The sequence below is a fragment of the Stenotrophomonas sp. LST15-1-1.1 genome (assembly GCF_040815575.1).
In the GTDB taxonomy this organism is placed as follows: Bacteria; Pseudomonadota; Gammaproteobacteria; order Xanthomonadales; family Xanthomonadaceae; genus Stenotrophomonas; species Stenotrophomonas lactitubi_B.
On the sequence record NZ_JBFPNJ010000001.1, the window covers coordinates 253666 to 272410 of the forward strand.

General features: G+C 67.2%; 16 protein-coding genes. 5 read left to right on the forward strand and 11 right to left on the reverse strand.

The annotated features are described in order from the left end of the window. Positions 1–5: 5 nt before the first annotated feature. From MRBLST15_RS01235 to MRBLST15_RS01275, 9 genes are all read right to left on the reverse strand, one after another. Positions 6–935: a type II secretion system F family protein gene (locus MRBLST15_RS01235; protein WP_367784774.1), complete on the reverse strand. Its 930-nt coding sequence runs from the start codon at positions 933–935 to the stop codon at positions 6–8. A gap of 28 nt (positions 936–963) precedes the next feature. Further along, entirely contained in the window at positions 964–1908 is a 945-nt protein-coding gene (locus MRBLST15_RS01240) for a type II secretion system F family protein (RefSeq protein ID WP_367784776.1), read from the reverse strand. Between the two features lie 2 nt (positions 1909–1910). Further along, positions 1911–3260 carry a CpaF family protein gene (locus MRBLST15_RS01245; protein WP_180167321.1) on the reverse strand — a complete coding sequence of 450 codons (1350 nt, stop codon included), beginning with the start codon at positions 3258–3260 and terminating at the stop codon, positions 1911–1913. Further along, positions 3245–4501: an AAA family ATPase gene (locus MRBLST15_RS01250; protein WP_346560069.1), complete on the reverse strand. Its 1257-nt coding sequence runs from the start codon at positions 4499–4501 to the stop codon at positions 3245–3247. Before MRBLST15_RS01250 ends, MRBLST15_RS01245 begins: the two co-directional genes overlap by 16 nt. Positions 4502–4529: 28 nt before the next feature. Then, entirely contained in the window at positions 4530–5888 is a 1359-nt protein-coding gene (locus MRBLST15_RS01255; RefSeq protein ID WP_367784778.1) for a type II and III secretion system protein family protein, read from the reverse strand. 18 nt (positions 5889–5906) lie between these two features. Next, positions 5907–6956, reverse strand: coding sequence for a Flp pilus assembly protein CpaB (gene cpaB, locus MRBLST15_RS01260; RefSeq protein WP_367784780.1), 1050 nt, complete (start codon positions 6954–6956; stop codon positions 5907–5909). 24 nt (positions 6957–6980) lie between these two features. Further along, a complete protein-coding gene (locus MRBLST15_RS01265; RefSeq protein ID WP_367784782.1) occupies positions 6981–7454 on the reverse strand; it encodes a TadE/TadG family type IV pilus assembly protein in 474 nt (157 codons plus the stop codon). Next, a complete protein-coding gene (locus MRBLST15_RS01270) occupies positions 7451–7996 on the reverse strand; it encodes an A24 family peptidase (RefSeq protein WP_367784784.1) in 546 nt (181 codons plus the stop codon). Before MRBLST15_RS01270 ends, MRBLST15_RS01265 begins: the two co-directional genes overlap by 4 nt. Positions 7997–8097: 101 nt before the next feature. Continuing rightward, positions 8098–8280, reverse strand: a complete 183-nt coding sequence (locus tag MRBLST15_RS01275) for a Flp family type IVb pilin (protein ID WP_025878547.1) — start codon at positions 8278–8280, stop codon at positions 8098–8100. A 697-nt stretch (positions 8281–8977) separates the two neighbouring features. On the opposite strand from MRBLST15_RS01275, the gene MRBLST15_RS01280 reads away from it, so the two are divergent. The 4 genes from MRBLST15_RS01280 (at position 8978) to MRBLST15_RS01295 (ending at position 16558) form a co-directional block, all read left to right on the forward strand. Next, a complete protein-coding gene (locus MRBLST15_RS01280) occupies positions 8978–9958 on the forward strand; it encodes an AraC family transcriptional regulator (RefSeq protein ID WP_312703849.1) in 981 nt (326 codons plus the stop codon). A gap of 717 nt (positions 9959–10675) precedes the next feature. Then, on the forward strand, positions 10676–15247 hold the full coding sequence (locus tag MRBLST15_RS01285) for a YadA-like family protein (protein ID WP_367784787.1): 4572 nt from the start codon (positions 10676–10678) through the stop codon (positions 15245–15247). 62 nt (positions 15248–15309) lie between these two features. Further along, positions 15310–16146: an OmpA family protein gene (locus MRBLST15_RS01290; protein WP_312703851.1), complete on the forward strand. Its 837-nt coding sequence runs from the start codon at positions 15310–15312 to the stop codon at positions 16144–16146. A 121-nt stretch (positions 16147–16267) separates the two neighbouring features. Beyond that, a complete protein-coding gene (locus tag MRBLST15_RS01295) occupies positions 16268–16558 on the forward strand; it encodes a DUF6959 family protein (RefSeq protein ID WP_170929478.1) in 291 nt (96 codons plus the stop codon). A 74-nt stretch (positions 16559–16632) separates the two neighbouring features. Here MRBLST15_RS01295 and MRBLST15_RS01300 read toward each other — a convergent pair whose 3' ends face one another. Beyond that, positions 16633–17460 (reverse strand): class I SAM-dependent methyltransferase, encoded by an 828-nt coding sequence (locus MRBLST15_RS01300; RefSeq protein WP_367784790.1) that lies wholly within the window; start codon positions 17458–17460, stop codon positions 16633–16635. 64 nt (positions 17461–17524) lie between these two features. Between MRBLST15_RS01300 and MRBLST15_RS01305 the strand changes: the two genes are divergently transcribed. Continuing rightward, on the forward strand, positions 17525–17929 hold the full coding sequence (locus tag MRBLST15_RS01305) for a MerR family transcriptional regulator (RefSeq protein ID WP_265953028.1): 405 nt from the start codon (positions 17525–17527) through the stop codon (positions 17927–17929). 43 nt (positions 17930–17972) lie between these two features. On the opposite strand, the gene MRBLST15_RS01310 is transcribed toward MRBLST15_RS01305, so the two are convergent. Then, positions 17973–18689: an MgtC/SapB family protein gene (locus MRBLST15_RS01310; RefSeq protein ID WP_265953025.1), complete on the reverse strand. Its 717-nt coding sequence runs from the start codon at positions 18687–18689 to the stop codon at positions 17973–17975. Positions 18690–18745 lie beyond the last annotated feature (56 nt).

Consider the following 18745-nt stretch of genomic DNA (forward strand, 5'->3'; position numbering starts at 1 on the left):
GAAGGTCATCCCATTTTCGACAAGGTAGTGGCCAGCGCGACCAGCGCCGGTCCGGCCAGCACCAGCATCAGTGCCGGCAGCAGGGTCAGCATCATCACCACGGTCATCTTCACCGAGAGCTTGCCGACCTTTTCCTTCAGTGCATTGCGGCGCTGCTCACGCAGGCGGATGCTGAACTGCCGCAGCGGTTCCTGCACGGCACCGCCATGCGCGTGCACCTGCAGGATCAACTGCACGAGGCTGGACAGGTCGTCGTCACCGTACACATCGCTCAGCCGCCGCAGCGACTGCGCACGCGTGCGACCGTGGGTGTAGGACGCATTCGCTTCCTGGATTTCACCGCCCAGCACCGGCAGCGCATCGCGCAGCTTGTCGCCCAGTGTCTGCAGGCTCTGGTCCATGCTGAAGCCCACGCCCTGCAGCAGGCGAAGCAGGTCGATCAACAACGGCAGTTCATTGTTCACCGCGCGGCGGCGGCGCTTGACCCACGCGCTGAGCGCGAACTTCGGCAGCAACAGGCCGGCAGCAAGCGCGCCGATCACCACCATGATCCTGGACAGCCCCGTGGCATCGCTGATCGCCAGCGCGATACCCAGCACCAGCACCGCCAGCAGCAGGCGCAGGCCGAGGTAGATGGCGGTGCCGCGGCGGGTGTTCCAGCCGGCCAGGTCCAGCAGCAGGCGATCTTCACCGGCCAGCAGTGCCGCTTCCAGGCGGCCACCGCTCAGGCCGCGACCGAACTGCTCCAGCCATCCAAGTGAATCCTTGCGCGCATCGGCAGCGCCATCTTCGTTTTCGCGCGGACGCAGCGCCATCTTCAATGTGGCCGCGCTGCGGTCCTCGCGATGGCTGCGCACCCAGCTGCCGAGGCCCAGCAGGGCCACGCCGGCAGCGAGCACCAGCAGGGCGGCCACGAACCAGATGCTGGCGCTCATTGGATGGCTCCTGCGTGGACGGGGATGTTCATAGCGATTTGGCCAGGCGGTACAGCAGGAAGGCGCCGGTCAGTTCCATGCACAGGGCGATCAACAGGATCTTGTGGCCCAGCGGATCGTGCAGCACCGGCTGGAAGAATTCGGGGCTGGAGATCGCCATCAACACCGCGCTGGCCGGTGGCAGCAGGCCCAGTACCCAGGCCGACATGCGGGTTTCAGACGTGGTCGCGGCCAGTTCCTGCTGGGCCTGTTCGAGGTCACGCATGAAGTCGCCCATGCGCTGCAGGATCTGGTCGGCACGGCCACCGATGCGCACGCTCACGCCCATCACCACCGCCAGCACCTTCAGCACGTCCATGCGGTAAGGCTGTGCGGCCAGGTTGAGCGCGCGGTCCAGGTCCATGCCGCCACGGGCATAGCGCACGGTGGTGTCGAGCAGGCCGCGCAGCGGGGCGTTGGTCTGCATCGAGGCGACCTGGAAGGCGGCCTGCAGGCTGTTGCCGAGCGCGGTCAGGCGCACCAGGTTATCGAGGAAGTCCGGCAGCTGGTGCAGCAGCTGCGCCTGCAGCTTGCCGGTGCGGCGCATCAGCCACAGCCAGCAGCCCAGCAGGTACAGCAGCAGCGTCAACGGGAACATCCAGGCAGTGCCCAGGCGAAGCACCGCGAATGCGGACAGGGCGATGCCCGGCAGCAGCATCAGCAACGGCAGCTTCCAGCCAGGCGTCAGGCCGGCACGTTGCAGCTGTCCGTCCCAGGGCAGGGTGCGCCGACCAGGTGCAGGCAACGGGGCCTGCCGCGCCGCGTCGGCGGTGGTACTGGCACCAGGGCCGGTGCCGCGCGCCAGCTGCTGCTCGGCATGCTGCAGGGAGGCCTGGCGCTGTTCGCGGCTGTTGGCCGTCCCCCACAACCACACGCCCAGCGCCAGCAGCACCGACACGATGCTCAGCACACCCAGCAGCAGGCCGGTACTCATGCTCAGAAGTCTCCGTACAGGGATTCGCGCAGCAACTGCCGGAACGGTTCCAGCTTGTGCGAATGCGGTTGGAAGCCCAGGCCGATCCAGCGATCGATTTCCTTGCCGCTGCCATCGATCTGCACTTCGTGGCGGAACATCTCCTGGGTGGTGATCAGGTTGTCGCTGACGCCGGTGATTTCGGTGATCGACACCAGCACGCGGCGGCCGCTGCCCAGGCGCGAGATCTGCACGATGAAGTCGATCGCGCTGGCGATCTGGCGCCGCAGGCTGTCTTCGCTGCCCTGGAAGCCGGCAAAACCCGCCAGCATCTCGATGCGGTACAGGCAGTCGCGAGGCGAGTTGGCGTGGATGGTGGCCATCGATCCGTCATGGCCGGTGTTCATCGCCTGCAGCATTTCCAGTACTTCGGCGCCACGCACCTCGCCGACCACGATGCGGTCGGGGCGCATGCGCAGGCTGTTGCGTACCAGGTCGCGGATGCTGACCGCGCCCTGGCCCTCGGCGCCACCGATGCGGCTCTCCAGGCGCACCACATGCGGGTGGTTGAGCGAGAGCTCGGCGGTGTCTTCCACGGTGATGACGCGTTCATTGGCCGGCACGTAGCTGGCCAGCGCATTGAGCAGCGAGGTCTTGCCCGAGCTGGTGCCGCCGGACACGAGAATGTTGCAACGGCCCAGCACCATCGCCTTCAGCAGCGCCTGCATCGGTGCATCGAAGGTGCCCTTGGCCAGCAGCTCATCGGGGGTGAAGGGGTCCTTGCGGAACTTGCGGATGGACACCATCGGCCCGTCCACCGCCAAGGGCGAGATGATCGCGTTGAGACGACCACCGTTGGGCAGGCGCGCATCGACCATCGGATTGGAGTCATCCAGGCGGCGGCCGAGCGGGGCGATGATGCGACGCAGGATGCGGAGCAGGTGGGTGTCGTCGGTGAAGCGCTGTGGCGCGCGTTTGAGTTGCCCGCCCTGGGAGACATGCACATCCTTGAAGCCATTGATCAGGATGTCTTCGATGGTGGGGTCATGCAGCAGGTCATCGAGCGGGCCGAACCCGGTCAGCTCCTTGACCAGGCCTTCGGCCACCACCTGCATTTCTTCTTCGTTGATGGGGATGCGCCATTCCTGGATGAAACTGACCGTCTGCACCTCCACCCAGCGGGCGATGGTGTCAGGAGCCCAGGAGTCGATGTCGATGCGCTCGTCTTCGATGCTGTTGAGCAGATGCTCGTGCGCGGCCGACAGCACCTTCTGGTACTGCTCGGTCTGTGCGAACGGCAGGCTGCCCGGTGCATGCTCCGGCACCGAGTTGCGGGCGACAACGTGCGGGAACGGGGTCACTTTGTCTTCCATTGCGATCCACCCAGGGCAAGGGCAAGTCTTTCCCGCAGGCCATGTGCCTGGACCGGGCAGGCAGCCGGGTCCAGGCGTTGCACCAGCGGGGCGAGGGCACGCAGGTACGGGTCGCGCGGCGCATCCTGCAGCAGCAGATGGCCATGGCTGGCGGCCGTGCGCACCCTTGGCCGCTCAGGCAGGGTGGCCAGCAGCGGCAGCTCGAAGCGGCGCGCGATCTGTTCGGGGCTCATGCCACTGTTGTCGTCGTGGCGGTTGATCAGCAGCTGCAGGCGCTTCTCGCGATCGCGCTGACCGGAAAGGTGCTTCAGGGCGTGGTCCAGCGACACCAGCGTGGCGATGGAGGCGTCGGCCACCAGCCAGATTTCATCTGCCTGGTCCAGAAGCAGCGGCGGCAACTGCCGCAGCGGGCAGCCGCCAGCATCACACAGCACGCTGGCAAACACGCTGCGCAGGCGCTGCAGCAGCGCTCCAGGGTCGGACGGCGGCAATGCATCGCTGCCGCTGGCACGATCAAGCAGGACCAGGCCGCTGGAATGCCGGGCCATCGCGGTGCGCGCCAGCGTGGCATCGATGCGGCTGGCATTGCGCAGCGCGTCTTCGTAGTGGAAGCGGCTGTCAAGGTTGAGGTACAGGGCAAGGTCGCCGGCCGGCTGCGCCAGCTCCATCAGCAGCCCGTCCTGCACGGCCGCATCGCCTTGCGCCAGGGTATGAGTCTGTTGCGCGAGCACCGACAGATGTGCAGCCAGGGTGCTGGTGCCGACGCCGGCGCGCACGCCCAGCAGCACGATCAGCCGCGCCTTGTGCGCCTGCTGTGCGCTTGCGGCGGGCCGCGGCGACAGGGCGCGGCGCAGGGCGGCCTCGATGCCGGTGTTGTCACTGTCCAGGTCCAGCACATCGCGCAGGCCGGCGCGCAGTGCCATCACCACACCTTCAACCTGACCGGCGCTGGTGGCGCCCACCGCCACCAGGGTCAAGTCGGGCTGGGTCTGCTGCAGCTGCTGGGCAAGCACCGTCGATGCCGACGCATGCTCCGGGCGGAAGTCGAGCAGAACCAGGTTCTGCGGGCCACGCTGCAGGTCCTGTGCCGAGGTCGGCTCGCCGCTGTCCTGCCAATGCAGTGCCGTGGCCGGCGGCAGCTTGGCAGCCAGGCGCGGCAGCAGTTCACGGTCGATCCCGTACAGGACCAGATTCATCGGTGGTCCTTGCGGGTGCAGCGGCAGGGCAGTGGCGTAGGGCATGGGCGTGGTACCGGAGACGTCATGTGGATCAGCGCGAGAAACCGGGCACCGGATCGCGGCTGATCGGGCCAAGCAGCCACGCGCCCCACTCGGGCATGTTCGGCTTGGCTTCGCGATCGCCGGGCAGCGGCAGTTCGGTATTGCGCGCAATCGGCTGTACCAACCGTGGCGTGACGATGATCACCAGTTCCTTGTCCTGGCGCTTGTAGTCGAAGTTGCGGAAGAACGTACCGATGATCGGCAGGTCGCCGAGCAGCGGAATCTTGTTGACCGTCGAGGCCACGGTGGAACTGACCAGACCGCCGATGACAAAACTCTCGCCATCGCCAAGCTCGACAGTGGTATCGGCACGGCGGGTGGTGATCGACGGGATCTGCACGCCGTTGAGCGCGATCGAGTTGGTGTAGTCCAGGTCGCTGGCTTCCGGCGCGACCTTCAACGCAATACGGCTCGGTGAGAGCACGGTGGGCGTCACGGTCAGGCCGATGCCGAAGGGCTTGTAGGTGACCGTGGTCGTGCCGAGCCCCTGCGGCTCCAGGATTGGCAGTTCGCCACCGGCCAGGAAGCTGGCGCTCTGCCCGGACAGCGCAACGAGGGTCGGCTCGGCCAGCACGCGCGCCATGCCGTTGGCCTGCAGCAGGTCCACATCGGCATTCCACAGGCCCTTGGTCGAGCCAAACACCAGCCGGAATGCCGAGGAGATCGGCGATTCGCTTTCGTTGCTGGACTCGCCTTCCTTCATGCCCGGCAGGATGCCGGTGTTGCCTGGCAGCTGCCCACCGGGTCGGGCGAATCCATAGGCAAAACCACCGTTGCGGTTCTGGAAGTTGATGCCGATCTGCTTCAGCGCGGTCTTGTTGAATTCGACCACCTTGACCTCGACCTGCACCACGCCGCCGCTGCTGATGGTGGAGGCGTCGGCCAGGCTGCCGTCCTTGCCCAGCGCCATCACGGCGGTCTTCTGTTCCTGCATGTGCGCCAGCACGCTGTCGCTGGTTCCCTGCAGGAGCCCTTGATGGTCCTGTTGGGTGAACACCAGCCCGTTGGAGCCAGTATCGGCGGCGCCCTGCACGGCACTCTGCACGCGCACCTGCACGCGCTGCGGTTCACTCTGCTTGCGGTGCCACAGCAGCAGGGTCGTGGTGCCTGGCGCCTTTCCGACCAGCAACGCCTGGCGTGCGCCACGCAGCATCAAGATGTCAGCCACGCCGGGATCGGCGATGGCGACCCGTTCCAGGTCGGCTGGCAGCGTCCATGGCCGCTGTTCGCGGGTCTGCAGCAGCAGGTCGTCGGCAGCCACGCTCGCACCCGGTGCCAGCAGCACCAGCAGCAGGGCCAGCCAGCGCTGGCGGACAGAGGGGCGTAGGCAGTAGCGACGTTCAGTCATGTGCGCTCTCGGCAAGGGTCAAAGGGAGCCACGGGGGGCGGCGGTGTCGCCGCGGATGATCTCGATGCCCGCCGGTCGCGGTGGCGAGCGGCGCTGCACCGGTGCACGCGCCGGCGTTTCGTGAGCGTTGCGCTGCACGCTGCTGCCGCGGCCAGCCAGTGCGTCGCCATCCAGGCCTGCGTAGGCGTTGTTCTCCGGTCGCTGCAGAGCCTGCTGCTGTTCGTTGTCCAGGCCGCGCACCGGGTCAAGTACGCCGCGTGCCTGCGGGAACAGCGCCAGGTCCGGCAGGCCGGTATCGGCGGGATTGCGCAGGGCCAGGAACAGCTTGCCCTGCTGCGCGCCGAGCAGCAGGCGGTTGGCGTCGGCCACCGGTACCGCCAGCACTGCGGTGCGTGCCGGTTGCGTGGCATCGCTGCCGTTTCCGTTGCTGTCGCCGCTGCTGGAACCATTGGTGATATCGGCCGCGCGTGAGTCGTTGCTGGCCGTGGCCGGTGCCGCACCCTGGGCAGGGCTGGGGGCCGCCGCGATGTCCTGCTGACCGTAGCTGAGAACGCGCAGGCGCGACAGCAGCAAACGGGTCTGTGCGATGTCCTGCTGGCCGTTGTAGCTGGTGGCGGCGCTGCGCAGGTTGAGGAACACGTCGACGAAATCGCCGGGCAGGATGCGGTTGCCTGCCGCGACCAGCTCATCGACCGGCACCGCCAGTGCCCGTTCACCCGGCCGCAGCTGCAGCGAGAAGCCCTGCGCGAGCAGGCTGGCGCCAATCGCGCTGCCCTCGCTGATGTCCTGTACCGGCACCTTGCCGACCACTGCCGCCAGATCGGTCACTGCTCCCGGCACTTCTGCGGTGCGTTGCGTCAGCCGCACACCGTTGGCGCTGATCGGCTCGCCGGCAGGGAGCCGCGCGGTGGCTTCAACGACACTGAAGGTCTGCGCATCGGCCTTTACGATCGTGCTCGGATTGTCCGCCGAAGCCGCAGGCTTGCGACCGATCACGAAGGCCACCACGGCAAGCAGCACGGCGAGTGCGATCAGCGCGATGGCAGCGATGCGGGTCAACTTGAGCATGGAATTCTTCTCCTGTACCGATCGTCAGTTGCTGCCAAGGTCCAGCTGGGCGACCGCGACGCTGCGAATGGGGGCGCCCATCACCCAGCCATAGAGCGTGGCGGTGCCGGGCAGGAAGGGGTGGGCGTTGTAGTCGTAGCTCACGGTCACGGTCATGCATTGCACCGTGGCCAGGCCGGCGCAGGGCGTCTGCGGCGAGACCACGATGGCACCGGCGCCGCCAGTGCTGCAGTCCGGGTTCTGCCTGGAAAACTGCAACAGCCATTGCATGGAGCGACGGGCCGCCAGGCACGCTGCAGTGCGACGCTCGCCGGCGCTGCCATAGCGCAGCGACGCGCGCGCGCCCTCGGCCGAGGCCGTGGCCAGGGTCTGCTGTGCGGCCATGATCAGCACGCCGGAAAAGGTGAACAGCAACAGCGGCACCAGGCCGAGCAGCAGCATCAGCGCGAATTCAATGCTGGCCACGCCGCGTTGGCGGCGACGTGCGAACGCTTTCATGCCACGCCTCCATAAGTCGTTGCCAATACCCAGCCAATCGCCGCGAAGGCCAGGTAGGCGGCGTAGGGAATACCCTGTCGACCCTGCCGCGCGGCATGCAGCTCGCGCAGGGCAGGGTGGCCATTCCAGTGCGTACTGGCACGATTGACCTGCATCTGCAGGCGCAGCGGCAGGTGACCGGCCAACTGCCGTCCGGCAATCACCAGCATGGCGTGGGCGCCTGCGGCCAGGCTGGCCAGCACCCATACCGGCAGCAGTGCCTTCCAGCCCAGCAGCAGGCCGAGCACGGCGAAGAACTTCACATCGCCGGCGCCCATCCAGCGCACCGCATAGAACGGCAGCAGTGCCAGCAGGCCAAGTGCCGCGCCCAGCAGGTGGGGCGCCCAGGTCGTGCGCGTCGCAGTGAACTGGTCGGCGACGATCAGTGGCACCGCGATCGCGCATGCGGCCAGCAGCCAGGTATTGGGCACGCGGCGGGCGTACAGATCGCTGATCGCGATCCGCAGGCACACTCCCATGGCCAGCAATCCCAGCAGTGTCATCGCACACCCTCTTCGTCCGTCATTGGACAGTTGCAGACCCCCTTCATCGGCCACCGCGGTCGCCATCGAAGCGACCGCAGGTGCTGTACCCCGCGCGACGGCTAGGTGGTGGTGGCGTCGGTGGCGATGGCCTGCAGGCGGGTGAACAGCGTGGTGAAGAACGCGGTGATCTGGGTTCTGCCCACCACGATCAGGATGCCGGCGATCACGGCGGCCAGCAGCCCGTACTCGAGCGCGGTCACGCCATCTTCTTCTTTCAGGAACTTGCGGATCGATGCGTTCATGACGGTTGTCTCCCTCTACCTGTCAGTTACTGCAGGACACCTGCATGGGCGGTGGCCCGGCTCCGCCGGGACCGTCCGTAGGCCTCTGCCATCCTGGCGGAGGAGGCACGGCGGGCAATCCCGCTGTGCTCAAGCAGGGTGATCATTCCCGGGCAGGGCAGCGGCCGCGCAACCGCGACCGCACGGCACCGGGCCGGTGGTCGAAACGGTATTTCGCAGGTGCATGGTCATGCTGTCCCCCTGGGTGTGGCCGCCATCTGCGTGCCCGATCACCGTGTATTTGTATTTGACTTTGCCTGAATGGCGGTTCCCTGCAACCGGAACCTATATGCAAATTCGGCAGATTCGGTGCATTGCTGAATATTCAGGCGCGGATCTGTGACGCAAATCCGTTCCTGCGCAAAACGATTCATGGTCGTGTAGATAATGTGAGGTCGATCTGCGCACATGCGAAAACCGTGCCATCCGCGCGCACATTTTCTTCACGTCGTCGATAATCGGCTGTCGTCGAAACATCCTGTTTACGGCTGCGGATTATCGGGCATACTCGCATTCAAGGTTTTGCATTTTCATGGATGGGCGCGCGCGCTGCGCAGCGACCGTCACGGCAACGGACGATGCTCTTGGAAACGGCGTGCGCCCTGTCAGGCAGTGGGGGCGGAGTCGTGCAGCAGACCAAACGGGGGACGACACTGTCATGGTCGATGGTGGGGTGGAACACAACGACGACGGCGATCTCAGGTCGATAGACCTGGCCACGCTGAGCGGCGTGCTCCGCGTGTGCGATGTGGAACTGTTGCTGCTGGATGGCAATGGTCCGCGCGCGGCATTCGCTTCGCGCGTTCACGAGGAAGCCCTGTTCTGCAGCATCACCTGCGGCTTCCATTGCCGCGGCCGATTCATGCTGCCCCCCGACTGGGCAATGCTCGGTTACCTGCACACCACCGACGATGCATTGAGCTGGTGCCATGGCGTGCCGCTGACGCCTGGCATGGCGCTGGCCGTGATGCCTGAAGGCATCAGTGAATTCACGCTGAGCCCCGGCACGCAGATGACGCTGATGCTGGTGCCGGTGGCGCGCGTGCAGCGCAAGCTGACCGAACTGAGCCTGCGCAGCACGCCGCCGGCGGGACAGGCACTTTCGTTGTTCAACCTCGGCGATGAGGCAATGCCCCTGGTACGCCATTACCAGCAACTGCATGCACAGCTGGGGCAGGGTGGTGGGTTGCAACCGGAAGAAACCGAGCGCCTGCTGCACGAGCATGTCCAGGCACTGCTGGGCGCTGGCCCCGCCGATCGGCCCAGCTGCAGCCGCGCCCGCCGCACGCATTACCTGATCGCGCAGCGGGCGGAGAACTTCATGCGCCTCAACCTGCGCCGCAATATCTACATGAATGAGATCTGCGACGCCGCCGGCGTCAGCGAACGTGGCCTGCGCTATGCGTTCGAGGATCTGTTCGGTACCTCGCCCAATCGCTACCTGTCGATGCTGCGGCTGTGCGCGGCCTGCCGCAGCCTGTCGATGGCCGATTCCAACCGGCGTTCGGTCAAGGCCATCGCGCTCAGTTGCGGGCTGTGGGACCTGTCGCGCTTTGCCGACAACTATCGGAAAGTCTTTGGCGAACTGCCGCGCGACACCCTGATGCGCGCGCCCGCACAGCTCGGCCAACCGGCCTGAGGGTATCGGCCGGGCTGCCGCCCGGCACCCGCAGAGGCAAGGTCAACTGCCGAAAGCAAAAGCGGGTTTCCTGTGGAATGGCGGGGTGGGTCCGGTGGCGGGGGACGCCGTAAACCCATCCCTGGGGGCTTGGCCGCGGCATCCATGCCGCGGACACCCCCGCAACCGGACCCACCCCGCCTTCGACAGTTTCCCGCGCGCTTCAGATGTCGCGCCGGGCAATGCCCGGCCGAGGGAAAGTCGGATCATCAATTTCGATTTAGATCGAAATAATCACTGAAAATCAAAGATCGATCATGTCGGCAGTGAATGCACGACGGCAGATCCAACCGTCATGGGGAAACTGTCACAGGTGGGGCGGTGTGGGCTTGCAGGACCGTTGGCGCCATGGATGGCGCCATCGAGCCCCCATGGACGGGTTTACGGCGTGTCCTGCAAGCCCACACCGCTCCGCCAACCCCCAGAAAACCCAGAGCCGGCTGTTGCTTTGGCTTTGGCTTTGGTTTTCGCCTCTGCGGGTGCCGGGCGCAGCCCGGCCAGCCCTCCCTGCCGGATTTGCATATGCGGCTGCCGAATCCGGCCGTGGATTTGCCGGAATGCGCGATTGCCCTGCCGGAATGAAGTGCTCAGCCCCCGCTGAAAGGCGCGAAATGTCAGTCACCTGCCTAACGGCAAGTCCACTGACATTCAAGTTGTCCGCCTACGGGGGAAATGCTCATGAACCGCATCTACCGGCGTGTATGGAACCGCCAGCTCAATGCTCTGGTTGTGGCCTCGGAACTGGCCACCGGCGATAGCGGTGGTACCGCACCGCGTGACCGTCGTGCCAGCCTCCTGGTGCCCAGCACCCTGGCCCTGGCACTGCTGTGCGCGCTGGCCAGCGGACCTGCGGCGGCAACGGAGTCCAACCAATCGCTGCGCGACCTGCAGGCGCTGGCGGCCAAGTACACCCAGCCGATGCCGGTGAAGGTCGATGCCGAAGTGGCGCTGGCGGCGGCCGCACGACAGGCCCAGGCGAACCCGGCGATCAGTGCCAACGCACGCGTCGGCCTGCAGCTGAGCACGACCTCACTGCCGATCGTGCGCGACGTCCTGCCGGCCACCGTGCAGGTCAAGCTGGCGGCCGGCGCTACGCCGCGCCAGGTGCCCGCACCGGCGCTCGGCGCCGACGTACGTGCCAACATCGGCGTCGGCAACGCAGCCTCCGCCCGTGTCGATGCAGCGCTTGCCGCCAATGCCGCATCGGCTGCCCAGGCACCGTTGGGCCTGACTGCCAATGCGGCAGCAAAGGCCAACGTCGGCATCGCCGGTACGCCGGTTGCCAGCGTCGACGCCGGCACCCAGGTTGCCACCGCCGTGACTGCAACGCCGTCCGGGCTGAAGACGGCTGTCGACGGCAAGGTCGATTCGCAGCTGGTCGTGGCGGGCAACCACATCGAAGGACAAGGCCAGGCCGGGGCCACCGCCGCGGTCACACTGCCGGCGAAGGAAGAGCTGCCGGGTGACACCGATGACCGCGCGATTACCGCAGCGTTCGATACCGGTGTGGCAGGCAAGGTGCGGGTGCAGGGCAAGGACGGCGAAGAACTGGTCGCTGATCGCAACCTCAAGCTGGCCGGCACCGCAACCGTCGCCGCGCAGAACAGCGCGCTTGGCCTGGGCGGCCTGCTCAACGGCGTCGGCACTGCGCTGAACGGCGTTGGCAGCGCGGTCGGCAGCCTGCTCAATGGTGACCTCAATGGCACTGTCGGCAACCTGACCGGCGCCGTCGGCGGCCTGGTCGGCAATACTCTGGGCAGCCTCGGCCTGACCTCGCCGTCGGCCATCCCGCCGACCAGCCCGAAGGCGCCGGCCGCTGCCGACCCGAACGCGGGCCTGGTGATCGGCACAGGTGGCCTGGTGGGCGGTGTCACCGAACTGCTGGGCCCGACCACCGCCAGCCTGTTCGGCGGCACTGGCTACCTGTCCAACGGCAACCTCAAGCTCAGCACCGCCAACGTCATGCAGACCTATTCCACGGTCAACGTGCTCGGCCTGCCGGTGGTCAATGCCACGCCGGTCGGTACCACGCTCAATGGCCTGGGTGGCGCGGTCACCGGCGGCAGCTCGCACCTGACCCTGATCGGCGGCGTCACCTCCGACAGCTATATCTACAACATCAACAACGGCAACCCCGGTGGCCTGCTCGGCCTGCTGCTGCCGACGGATTCGCCGGCCTGGGCGGCCAAGTGCCTGGACATCGCACTGGCTGACATCTCCTGCTGGGCGGTCAACGCCGCGCAGGACTACCAGGTGCTGATGGGCGATGGCGCCTATGCCAACGGTTCCAAGGAGGTGGTGATCGGTGCAAATGCCCGCCATGAGCTGCCGAAGGTTGATGCCAACGTCGCCTTCCCCGGCGCGGGTGCCAATGATCCGAGCGATCCGACCGGCGTTCCCACTGCCGACTACGCGGCACGCATGGGGCACTCGGTAGTAGTCGGCGACAGTGCCAGCGGCACCGCCAACGGGCAGACCCTGCTCGGCGCGGAGAGCACCTCCAACCAGGCCAATTCGGTGGCATTGGGTTACCGCTCGGCTGCACTGCGCGGCGCCCAGGCCAGCTACAGCGCCTACGGCCTGACCGCCGCACAGGTGTCGGCCGGTGAAGTGTCGGTAGGCACCGCCGGTGGCGGCGAGCGGCAGATCACCAACCTCGCGGCCGGCAGCGCCAACACCGATGCGGTCAACGTGGCTCAGCTGAAGGGCGCCATCAGCCAGATCGATGCGGTTGGCGCAGCGGCGGTCACCTATGACCTGGATGGTGCAGGCGACCCCAACTACCGCCGTGTCACCCTCGGCAATGGCACCGGCACCACCACCATCGGCAACCTGGCCGCCGGCGCGGTCAATGCCACCAGCAGCGAGGCGGTCAACGGTGGGCAGCTGTTCGCCAGCAACGACACCATGGCGAAGTTCTTTGGCGGACGCGCCGCATTCGATCCGCTCACCAGCACGTTCACCGCACCGCTGTTCGAGATCAGCAGCATCTCCACCGGTGGCGCCGTCGCCTCGGGGCTGTATGACAACGTCACCGACGCCTTCGATGCGGTGGACGGCTCGCTGGTCAACCTCAACACGCAGATCAACGACATCCGCAACACCGGCACCCGGTACCTGCGGGTGAATTCGACCGGTGCTGACGCCGTGGCCAGCGGTACCGAAGCGATCGCCGTCGGCGCCGGTGCCAGCGCAACCGCCGCCAACAGCATCGCGGTCGGTGCCGGCAGCCTGGCCGACCGTGCCAACAGCGTGTCGATCGGTGCCGCAGGCGCCGAACGCCAGGTCACCAACGTCGCCGCCGGTACCGCCAGCACCGATGCGGTCAACCTGGGGCAGCTGCAGGCCTCGGAAGAGGGCGCGCTGCGCTACGACCTCAACGGCGACGGCAGCGTCAACTACGGCAGCGCTACGCTCGGCCAGTCCGGCACGGCCACCACGCTGCGCAACCTCGGCCCGGGCCAGATCAGCGCGGCCAGCAGCGAAGCGATCAACGGTGCGCAGCTGTTCGCGGCCAACCAGACCGTGGCCACCCACCTCGGCGGCGGCGCTGCGGTGGATGCCAATGGCGTGGTCACTGCACCGACCTACACGCTCAACAATGTCGCCGCCAATGGCACCGTCAGCCAGGGCAGTTACAACGACGTCGGCACCGCCTTCGATGCGGTCAGCACTTCGCTGGCCAACGTGGCCGACCAGACCGATGACCTGGACAAGCGCGCCGTGAAATATGACGTGGACGGGAGTGGCAACGTGGTCGATACCGTGACCCTCAGCGGCACCGGCGGCGCACCAGTGAAGGTCACCAACGTGGCCGCCGGCAGCATCCTGGCGGGCAGCAGCGATGCCATCACCGGCGACCAGCTGTTCAGCACGCACCAGACGGTGGCCAGCTACTTCGGTGGCAGCACCGTGTACAACGGCAGCACCGGGCTGTGGACCGCGCCGACCTTCAACATCTCCACCATCGCCACCGATGGCACCATCACCGGCAACGACTACAGCAACGTCACCGCGGCGTTCTCCGCCGTGGATGGCTCGCTGCGGGTGCTCAACCAGCGCATCAGCAACGGTGGCGGCAGCCCGTACCTGGCGGTCAACTCTACTGCGGCGGCGGCTACGGCCACCGGTGCCGAAGCACTGGCGGTCGGCCCGCAGGCCAGCGCAGCGGGTGCCGGCAGCGTAGCGGTTGGCAACGGCGCCAATGCCAGCGCAGGCAACAGTGTTGCGCTGGGTGCCGGCTCGGTGGCCAGCGTCGGCGCGCAGACCGGCTATACCGGTGCCTACGGCCAGGCCGGTGCCAGCAACTCGTCCGGTGAAGTGGCGGTGGGCAGCAGCGGCAGCGAGCGCAAGATCACCCACGTGGCCGATGGCTCCGACGACCACGATGCGACCAACGTCGGCCAGCTGAAGAACGGCGTCAACTACGCCATCGACCAGTCCAAGTCCTACACCGACCAGAAAATCCAGAACATCACCAACGTGGCGGGCAGCTTCCGCGCCAACAACAGCAACAACCTGGCCGATCCGTCCGCCAGCGGCGCCAACTCCGCCGCGGGCGGTGCCGGCTCAACCGCCGCCGGGGCCAACTCGACCGCACTGGGCAACGGTTCTCAGGCGCAGGCCGACAATTCGGTGGCGCTGGGTGCAGGCTCGGTCGCCAACCGCGCCAATACGGTGTCGGTGGGGGCAGCGGGTGCCGAACGCCAGGTGGTCAACGTGGCCGATGGTTCGCAGGCAACGGACGCGGTCAACGTGCGCCAGCTGCAGGCTTCGCAGCAGGGCACGATCCGCTATGACACCACCACCAACGGCACCACCAACTACAACAGCGTGACCCTGGGCAGCACCAGCAGCGGCCCGACCACGGTGCGCAACGTCGCCGCCGGCACCGCCGGTACCGACGCGGTCAATGTCGACCAGCTGAAGTCGGGCATGGCGCAGACGCTGGACTGGTCCAAGGCCTACACCGATGAGCGCATGGGCGGCTTCGAACGCGACCTGCGCAAGACCGACAACCGTGCCTCGGCCGGTATCGCCTCGGCGATGGCAACCGCGTCGCTGCCGCAGCCCAGCGAAGCCGGCCGCAACATGGCTTCGATCGCGGCGGGCAGCTACAACGGCGAATCCGGCGTGGCCTTGGGCATCTCCGGTGTGTCCGAGGGCGGGCGCTGGATCTACAAGTTCAGTGGTTCCACCAACAGCCGTGGCGAGGCCGGTGTGGCCGTCGGTGCCGGCATCCAGTGGTGATCGCCCGCGCCGGGTCGCACGCGCGGCCCGGCGCAGCTGGCAACGTCTACAGGGGGAATGACATGAAATCGCATCGCATCGCTCGCAGTGGCCGCGTCGCCACCACGCTGGGGCTGATCCTGGCCGCAGGGCTGCTGGTGGCCTGCCGCAGCCACGCACCCGCCGCTGACGGCCCCGCCGGCAGCACTGCCGTCACCTTCCCGGAGGCCAGCAAGGCATCGCTGAAGGAAGGCATCTATCCCGATATCGCCGACCTGCGCCGGTTCGCGCCGGGCATGAGCAAGCGCCAGCTGTACACGCTGCTGGGCACGCCGCATTTCAATGAAGGCATGTGGGGTGTGCGCGAGTGGAACTACCTGTTCAACTTCCGCACCGCACAGGGCGCCGAATACTTCACCTGCCAGTTCCAGGTGCGCTTCGATAACAAGGGCATCGCCCAGGGCGGCTACTGGAAGCCTGAATCGTGCGCTGCCGTACTGGATCCGCCGCGTCCGCCTGCACCGCCACCGCCGGCGCCCTTGCCGGAGCAGCCGCTGCGACTGGCTGCCGATGCGCTGTTCGGTTTCGACAGTGCGGTGCTCAGCGCCACCGGCCAGCAGGCCGTGCAGGGTGTGCTGGCGCAGGTGCGCGAGGCCAGCCAGGTGCAGTCGATCCAGGTGGTCGGCTACACCGACCGCATCGGCAGCGCTGCCTACAACCAGGCGCTGTCGCAGCGGCGCGCCGAGGCGGTGCGCATGGCCCTGGTACAGGGCGGCGTATCAGCGGCGAGCATCAGCGCTGAAGGTCGCGGCGCGGCGGAACCGCTGGTGCAGTGCGACCAGCGCAACCGGCGCGAACTGATTGCCTGCCTCGCGCCCAACCGCCGGGTGCAGATCGCCGGCGTGGCCCGGCCGCACTGAATCCCCGTGCCGGGGCGCGCCCCGGCATCCCGAGTCCCCCCTGTTCTGCCGGCAGGCCGTGGAAACGTCTCCCCCGTTTTCCACGCCTGCCGGTGGGCAGGTTTCTTCCCTGGTGCACCTGATGAATGCCCAATTCCTGCCCTTGTCCATGAAGACGGAAGCCACTCTCAGCGTGTACGGTCAGCTCGGCAACCATGCAGTGGTGCGCATTCCCGGGCGCCGGCTGCCGGGCCTGATCCTGCAGGCCGACACCGTTGCCGGCTTCCTCACCCAGCTGCAGGAAGCGCAGGCCTGCCTGCGCAGCGGCCGCGCGCAGCGCGCCGACGCCGAACTGGACATGCTGGTCGACATGCTGGAGCAGTGGTACGCGCTGATCGAATCGCGGCTGGCCGACGCCGGCGAAGCGTTGTAGAGAAAGGGGGGCAAGTCGTTTCCCGCACCGCCGGGGAATGAACGACTTGATCCCCTCCGTCCCCATTTTTGTTGCTAGGCGCGGGCGCGGATCATCCAGCAGGCGGTCTGCACCCGCACGCAATCACCGTCGATGAACGGGGCGAACGCGGCCAGTGCCTGTTGCAGCAGCGCATCGGCGCGCTCGGCGGGCAGCGCACGCAGGGCCAGGCCCACAGGTCCGAGTTGGCCAACGTAGCTGGGCAGCGCGTCACGGGTGAGGAAACAGGTCAGGTCCAGCGGCGATACGTCCACGTCCTGCCATCCGGTGCTCTGCAGCATCTGGCGCACCCGCTCGCCATCGGCGAAGGCGAACTGCCCCGGCGCGCCGGCTGTTCGTGCCGGCAGCACCAGCTGGTCTGCCAGCGCACGCTCGGCGGTGGTCATGAATGGATTCTCCTGCGCGCTGCGCCAGGCGATGAAGCGCAGGCCTGCGCCGGCTTGGGCGGCACGGCGCAGGTTGGCGAAGGCGGCCAGCGTGTCCTCGAAGAACATCACCCCGAACCGCGACTGGATCCAGTCGTAGCGCGCTGCTGCGAAGTCATGGCGCTGGGCATCGGCAACGATGAAGTCGATGTTGCGCCCGATCGCGACGGCACGCTGGCGGGCGAGGGAGAGCATGGGGGCGGAGATGTCGATGCCGGTACAGTGAGCACCAGGACGCGCCGTGGCGGCGATCAGCGTGCTGGCGCCGGTGCCGCAGCCGATGTCCAGCAGTTCCGTGACGGTAGCGGGCAACTCGTCGCGCAGCGCATCGGCCATCGGTTGGAACAGGCCGTCCAGCAGCGTCTGCTGCGCGACCCAGTTCTCGCCAGCAGGGCCGTTCCAGAGCGTGTGCTGATCGAGCGGGAGTGAATCGGCCATGGGCTTGCCTTGCGCGGAGAGTACGACCATGGTGGCGCTTGAAGCCCCCTTGAGGTCAAGCACGATGCGGGAACTGGATATCGGTGAGGTGGTGCGCCGCAGCGGCGTGCCGGCCTCGACACTGCGCTATTACGAGCAGCTGGGCCTGGTGCAGGTGCTGGGGCGTCGCGGCCTGCGCCGGCAGTACCACCAACAGGTGCTGGAACGGCTTGCGCTGATCGGCCTGGGGCAATCAGCAGGCCTGTCACTGCAGCAGATCGGCGCGGCGATGCCGCAGGGAACAGGGCTCGCATTGGACCGCACGGCATTGCTGGCCCAGGCCGATGCGCTGCAGCGGCAGATCCGCGAGCTGCAGCGGGTGCAGGATCGGCTGCAGCGGGCTGCGGCCTGTCCACACGCCGAGGATGCGCGGCGCTGCGCCTCGTTCCGCAGACTGCTGCGTGCGCAGCAGCGCCTGGCGCGTGCATGAGCAGTAGATCCACGCGATGCGTGGATGAACTGCTGACACGCGTTCAATCGCGGGTGCTGACTTCCCACGTGGCATGCAGGACGCCCGGCACCTGCTCCATCCGCGCCAGCACCACGTCCAGTTCGTCGGCGCTGACCGCCGTGCTGACCAGTACGGCGATCACATCGGTGGGTGCATCGGCGTGCTCGACCAGCTGTATGTCACCGACGGGATACTGCGCTGCTTCCAGTGCATCGACCAGGCGCTCGCGCACGCGCGGCACCGCGTCGGCATCCACGCTCAGGCGCACTTCGTAGGTCGCTTCGCTGGCGGCTTCGTTGATCGGGATGCGGTTGATCGCGTTCACCAGTGGCCGCAGCAGGGTATTGCCGGCAATGATCAGGACGGTCAGCAGTACGCCTTCGGCCAGCATGTCCGCACCGGTACAGCTGCCCACGGCCGCCGAGCACCACAGCGTCGCGGCGGTGTTCAGGCCGCGCACGTTCATGCCTTCCTTCATGATCACGCCGGCGCCGAGGAAGCCGACACCCGAGACCACGTACGAGATCACCCGCACGGCCTCGGCGCTGCCGGCGATACGCATGCCCAGATCAACGAAGGCGGCGGCGCCGACGGCCACCAGCACGTTGGTGCGCAGGCCGGCCGTGCGCTGCCGGTATTGGCGTTCGGCCCCGATCAGGGTGCCGAGCACGAACGCCGCCAGCAGGCTGACCACGGTGTCGGCGAAGGGGCCGGACTGGAAGGTTTCAATGAAGCGCATGGCCGCAGTCTACCTCCCGCAGGTGACAGTAGATCCACACCATGCGTGGATGGGTG

Excerpts from the sequence above, each read along its gene's own strand:
- MRBLST15_RS01235 (WP_367784774.1), bottom strand. The coding sequence starts at position 935 with ATGAGCGCCAGCATCTGGTTCGTGGCCGCCCTGCTGGTGCTCGCTGCC.
- MRBLST15_RS01240 (WP_367784776.1), bottom strand. The coding sequence starts at position 1,908 with ATGAGTACCGGCCTGCTGCTGGGTGTGCTGAGCATCGTGTCGGTGCTG.
- MRBLST15_RS01245 (WP_180167321.1), bottom strand. The coding sequence starts at position 3,260 with ATGGAAGACAAAGTGACCCCGTTCCCGCACGTTGTCGCCCGCAACTCG.
- MRBLST15_RS01250 (WP_346560069.1), bottom strand. The coding sequence starts at position 4,501 with ATGCCCTACGCCACTGCCCTGCCGCTGCACCCGCAAGGACCACCGATG.
- MRBLST15_RS01255 (WP_367784778.1), bottom strand. The coding sequence starts at position 5,888 with ATGACTGAACGTCGCTACTGCCTACGCCCCTCTGTCCGCCAGCGCTGG.
- cpaB (WP_367784780.1), bottom strand. The coding sequence starts at position 6,956 with ATGCTCAAGTTGACCCGCATCGCTGCCATCGCGCTGATCGCACTCGCC.
- MRBLST15_RS01265 (WP_367784782.1), bottom strand. The coding sequence starts at position 7,454 with ATGAAAGCGTTCGCACGTCGCCGCCAACGCGGCGTGGCCAGCATTGAA.
- MRBLST15_RS01270 (WP_367784784.1), bottom strand. The coding sequence starts at position 7,996 with ATGACACTGCTGGGATTGCTGGCCATGGGAGTGTGCCTGCGGATCGCG.
- MRBLST15_RS01275 (WP_025878547.1), bottom strand. The coding sequence starts at position 8,280 with ATGAACGCATCGATCCGCAAGTTCCTGAAAGAAGAAGATGGCGTGACC.
- MRBLST15_RS01280 (WP_312703849.1), top strand. The coding sequence starts at position 8,978 with ATGGTCGATGGTGGGGTGGAACACAACGACGACGGCGATCTCAGGTCG.
- MRBLST15_RS01285 (WP_367784787.1), top strand. The coding sequence starts at position 10,676 with ATGAACCGCATCTACCGGCGTGTATGGAACCGCCAGCTCAATGCTCTG.
- MRBLST15_RS01290 (WP_312703851.1), top strand. The coding sequence starts at position 15,310 with ATGAAATCGCATCGCATCGCTCGCAGTGGCCGCGTCGCCACCACGCTG.
- MRBLST15_RS01295 (WP_170929478.1), top strand. The coding sequence starts at position 16,268 with ATGAATGCCCAATTCCTGCCCTTGTCCATGAAGACGGAAGCCACTCTC.
- MRBLST15_RS01300 (WP_367784790.1), bottom strand. The coding sequence starts at position 17,460 with ATGGCCGATTCACTCCCGCTCGATCAGCACACGCTCTGGAACGGCCCT.
- MRBLST15_RS01305 (WP_265953028.1), top strand. The coding sequence starts at position 17,525 with ATGCGGGAACTGGATATCGGTGAGGTGGTGCGCCGCAGCGGCGTGCCG.
- MRBLST15_RS01310 (WP_265953025.1), bottom strand. The coding sequence starts at position 18,689 with ATGCGCTTCATTGAAACCTTCCAGTCCGGCCCCTTCGCCGACACCGTG.